The organism is uncultured Corynebacterium sp. (assembly GCF_947253065.1).
Lineage (GTDB): Bacteria > Actinomycetota > Actinomycetes > Mycobacteriales > Mycobacteriaceae > Corynebacterium.
Genome location: NZ_CAMXWS010000074.1, coordinates 1 through 4,131, shown reverse-complemented (window position 1 = coordinate 4,131; position 4,131 = coordinate 1). Strand labels below are relative to the sequence as shown.

At 58.4% G+C, this 4,131-nt stretch carries 5 protein-coding genes; 3 read left to right on the top strand and 2 right to left on the bottom strand.

Features of this window, described 5'->3' with window-relative positions:
• The 3 genes from Q0X21_RS10125 to Q0X21_RS10115 all read left to right on the top strand — a co-directional run.
• A partial coding sequence (locus tag Q0X21_RS10125) for a polysaccharide deacetylase family protein (protein ID WP_297851747.1) occupies positions 1–368 on the top strand: 368 nt, incomplete at its 5' end.
• 34 nt (positions 369–402) lie between these two features.
• Complete coding sequence (locus tag Q0X21_RS10120) at positions 403–783, top strand: hypothetical protein (RefSeq protein ID WP_297851746.1); 381 nt, start codon at positions 403–405, stop codon at positions 781–783.
• Positions 783–1,727 (top strand): hypothetical protein, encoded by a 945-nt coding sequence (locus Q0X21_RS10115; RefSeq protein ID WP_297851745.1) that lies wholly within the window; start codon positions 783–785, stop codon positions 1,725–1,727. Before Q0X21_RS10120 ends, Q0X21_RS10115 begins: the two co-directional genes overlap by 1 nt.
• Positions 1,728–1,730: 3 nt before the next feature.
• On the opposite strand, the gene metK is transcribed toward Q0X21_RS10115, so the two are convergent.
• Positions 1,731–2,945, bottom strand: a complete 1,215-nt coding sequence (gene metK, locus Q0X21_RS10110; protein WP_297851744.1) for a methionine adenosyltransferase — start codon at positions 2,943–2,945, stop codon at positions 1,731–1,733.
• A 103-nt stretch (positions 2,946–3,048) separates the two neighbouring features.
• Positions 3,049–4,131: bifunctional phosphopantothenoylcysteine decarboxylase/phosphopantothenate--cysteine ligase CoaBC (coaBC, locus tag Q0X21_RS10105; RefSeq protein ID WP_297851743.1), on the bottom strand; the 1,083-nt coding region annotated here is incomplete at its 5' end.

The following is a 4,131-nucleotide window of genomic DNA, read 5'->3' as shown; positions in this document are numbered from 1 at the left end:
GCGCCGAGCTGGACACCACCAGCGATGCCATCAACGCTGCCACTGGATCAAAGCCACGCTGGCTACGTCCGCCTTATGGCGCCACTAACGACCGTGTCGCCGCAGTAGCAGGTCAGCGTGGCATGTCGCTTGCACTGTGGGATGTGGACACACTCGACTGGCAGAACCGCAACGCAGACATCACGTGCCGCAAGGCGGTGGAGAACGCTGTGGCTGGTTCCGTAATCCTCATGCACGATATTCACCCGAGCACCGTAGATGCAGCGCCCTGCATTATCGACGGTCTTCGTGCAAAAGGTCTGCGCCCGGTCACCCTCGATGAGATGATCGATCCGGTTCCGGGCCGCACGTACACTCGCGCCGAATAGACGAAATCCAGTCGCACGCCTACCGTGGTACGGCATGAGTGAAGCGGTCACGGGAGACGTCGATAAGCAAGCCCCGCAACAGCCTGAGCGTCACGGCTGGCAGTACGCCACGTTGATCGCGATGTTCGCGGTGTATCTGCTCGCGCCGTGGGTGCTGATTCCTGCCGTCGGTCCTGAGAGCGCTCCGATGGCCTCGATCGGCCTGATCTTTGGCACCGCTGCCCTATTCGGTTTCATCGACGGCTGGACATTCCGCCCCACGTGGTCGATACCACTGCTCGCGGGCGTTGGTTTTCTTGGTGCCAAGTTGCTGTATTTCAACGATGGAACGCTGATCTATTTCCTCGGTGCCGTCATTATCGCTGGCGGTTTCAACTACCTGGCAGCACTGCTCGCGGGCACTGATTCAAATTAATGGCAGATAGCGACGCGGAAGCGATAGACGCAATGACAAATATGGAAACATGGGTTCTTGACCACCCGGAATACGGCCGAATTGAGGTCCGTTCCGGGTTTGATAAAGATTTCCGTGCGCTCGACCCGGCCTGGCCCGGGGAGCTTCCGGAGCGTTTTGCGGAAACTCCTGATGCTGGTCAGCGTGCCGCGGCCGATGCGAAACCCTGGCAACGCCTGTCTGAATTCCGAGGTAATCCCCCTTTGCGCCTCCAGGTATTAGTCAACGGCGAAGTCCAACACCAGTACGAAAGCATCGACCAAGGTGCCACCCGCATTCCGCTGTATGGAAAGGGTGCCACCGATAAGCTGGAAATATTCATCGGTTTGGGCACCGACCGTGAAAAGCCACATTTGAAGGTGCAGGTCAATCTTTTCAAGGACATCCTGCAGATTGAATTTCGTGAGGGTCCCACGGTCGTAGAATTCGACCCTCCTGCTGATTCGCGTGGACAGCGCCGCAGGGACATGATGCAATCCAGTCCGGTCAAGCGCACGCTGATCCCCATGGCTGAAGGCATGGGTAAGGCCGGTTGGGCGATCGCGGTGATCATTCTTGGCCCGATCCTCTCGCGGCTATTGGAATGGCTCTCCCAATTCTTCCCCGACTGGGAGATCCCCGAGATCACGCCTCCCCATGTTGATCTGCCCGTGCCCAATTTGCCACAAGTCACGCTCCCGACACCCCATGTCAATCTCCCGGATCTCCCGGAATTGCCCGAGTGGGTGCAGCTGATAATGGAGTATTCAAAGATCTGGGTGCCCCTGCTCATCGGCATCTTCCTTGGCATTGTCGCACTACGCAATTACCGCAAATCCGAGGCGGAAAAAGAAAAGTGGCGCGAAGAAGAACAGGCCGACGCAGATGCGCACAGCCCGTCCGTTAAAGCAAGTGAAGAAAGCTAGGCACTAAAGACCAGCCGCTGCCTTCAGATCATCGACCTTGTTCGTAGCCTCCCACGGGAAGTCCACGTCGGTCCGGCCGAAGTGGCCATATGCTGCAGTATCGGAGTAAATCGGACGCAACAGGTCCAGCTCACGAATGATCGCAGCCGGGCGCAGATCAAAGACCTTCTCCACTGCCTGCTGGATCGTCTCATTGGTCTGGCCCTCTGCAGCGGTGCCGAAGGTTTCTACGTACAGCCCCACGGGGGTTGCACGGCCAATGGCATAGGCCACCTGGACCTCCACGCGCTTGGCCAGGCCAGCGGCGACAATATTCTTGGCCACCCAACGCATTGCGTATGCCGCGGAGCGGTCCACCTTTGACGGGTCCTTGCCAGAGAATGCGCCACCACCGTGACGGGCCATGCCGCCGTAGGTATCCACGATGATCTTGCGGCCAGTCAGACCCGCATCGCCCATCGGTCCACCAAGGACGAACGACCCAGACGGGTTGATCAAAAGCTTGGTCTCCGGGGTGTAAAACTTGGTCAAGCCTGCATCCTCAATCACCCACTCCAGGACGTGCTCACGCAGTGCTGCTTCGAGCTCTGCGCCGGTGAAGTCCGGATCGTGCTGCGTGGAGATGACCACGGTGTCCAGGTGCACCGGGGTCTCACCGTCATAGGCAAAGGTGACCTGAGTCTTGCCGTCCGGACGCAGACCGCGCACAATGCTTTCCTTCCGCACCTGGGTCAGGCGACGGGACAGACGATGTGCCGTGGAAATCGGCAGCGGCATGAACTCCGGGGTCTCATCAGTGGCATAGCCGAACATCAGGCCCTGATCGCCAGCACCCGACTGGTCTTCTTCCCCGGTCGAGGTATTCGATCGCACCTCGAGCGAATCAGTCACGCCATCAGAGATTTCCGCTGACTGATCACCAATGGCGATATTCACGCCACAGGTGCGGCCATCAAAGCCGACCTCGGAGGAAATAAAGCCAATCTCAACCAGCTTGTCGCGCACGAGCTTCGCGATATTCGAGTACGCCTTGGTGGTCACCTCACCGACGACATGAACCTGTCCGGTGGTTACCAAAGTTTCCACTGCAACACGCGACAGCGGATCTTGGGCGAGCATATCGTCCAGGATGGTGTCGGAGATCGCATCGCAGATCTTGTCGGGGTGCCCTTCAGTGACGGATTCACTGGTGAAGAGGCGGTAGAAAGGTTCAGTCATCGTGAAGTCGGTCCTTTTGTTTTAGACGGCTGTCTCTGTGCATGACACGCGTCGTACGCGGCGCGCACACAACAATAGACCAAGCTGTCTAAAGAAGCCAACATCACTGTCTGTTTACGTTCATCTTTTCAATCGCATCCCAGATACGTGCAGCTACCACGTGCTTCGGGCCATCCGTAATCTCTTCAACGTCGCCATCACGGTTGATCAACCAACCACTATTTCGCGGCTGCCCGAACACTGCACCGCCAGCAACGTCGTTGACCATGAGCATGTCTGCGCCCTTGCGTTCCAGCTTTGCCTTGCCGTATTCAAGCGGGTTATCGGTCTCCGCGGCGAAGCCCACGATCGTTGCGGACAGCTCCCCTGCTTTTCGCTTTTCGACGAGCCCTTTCAGGATGTCCGGGTTTTCCACCAAGTGCAGGGTGGACAACGCGTCGTCGGACTGGCCCTTCTTCAGCTTCGACTCTGCTTCATGCTCTGGCCTGTAATCGGAGACAGCCGCTGCCATGATGATGATGTCTGCGTCTTTGGCTGCTTCTCCAACAGCCTTTTCCATCTCGCGGGTGGAGCGCACCTTGATGACGTCTGCTCCCGCTGGGGTATCCAGCTCATCCGTGTCGCCAGCAACAATGGTGATTGTCGCACCGCGGTGCGCTGCAATATCCGCCAGCGCGAATCCTTGCCGCCCGGAAGAACGGTTGCCAATAAAACGCACTGGGTCAATATTCTCTTGTGTTCCACCAGCACTGATGACGACCTTCTTGCCTTCCAGTGAGCGGTCAAACCTTCCGGTTTCAAGGACAGTACGTGCCATTTCCGCGATCTGCACGGGCTCCAGCATTCGGCCCGCGCCAGAATCCGTACCAGTCAAACGTCCACGCGCGGGCTCCAGCACGATCACGCCACGGCGACGCAGTGTCGCCACATTGTCTTGGGTTGCTGGGTTCTCCCACATCTCCGTGTGCATTGCCGGGGCGAGGATCACCGGGCATGTGGCAACAAGCACCGTCGCCGTCAGCAGGTCATCTGCACGACCCGCCGCGATACGCGCGATCGTGTCAGCAGTCGCCGGGGCAATAACGATGACATCTGCTTCCTGCCCCACACGCACGTGCTGCACCTCATCAACACGGGTGAACACACCAGTATCGACCGGGTTGCCGGACAGTGCCTCAAAGGTCGC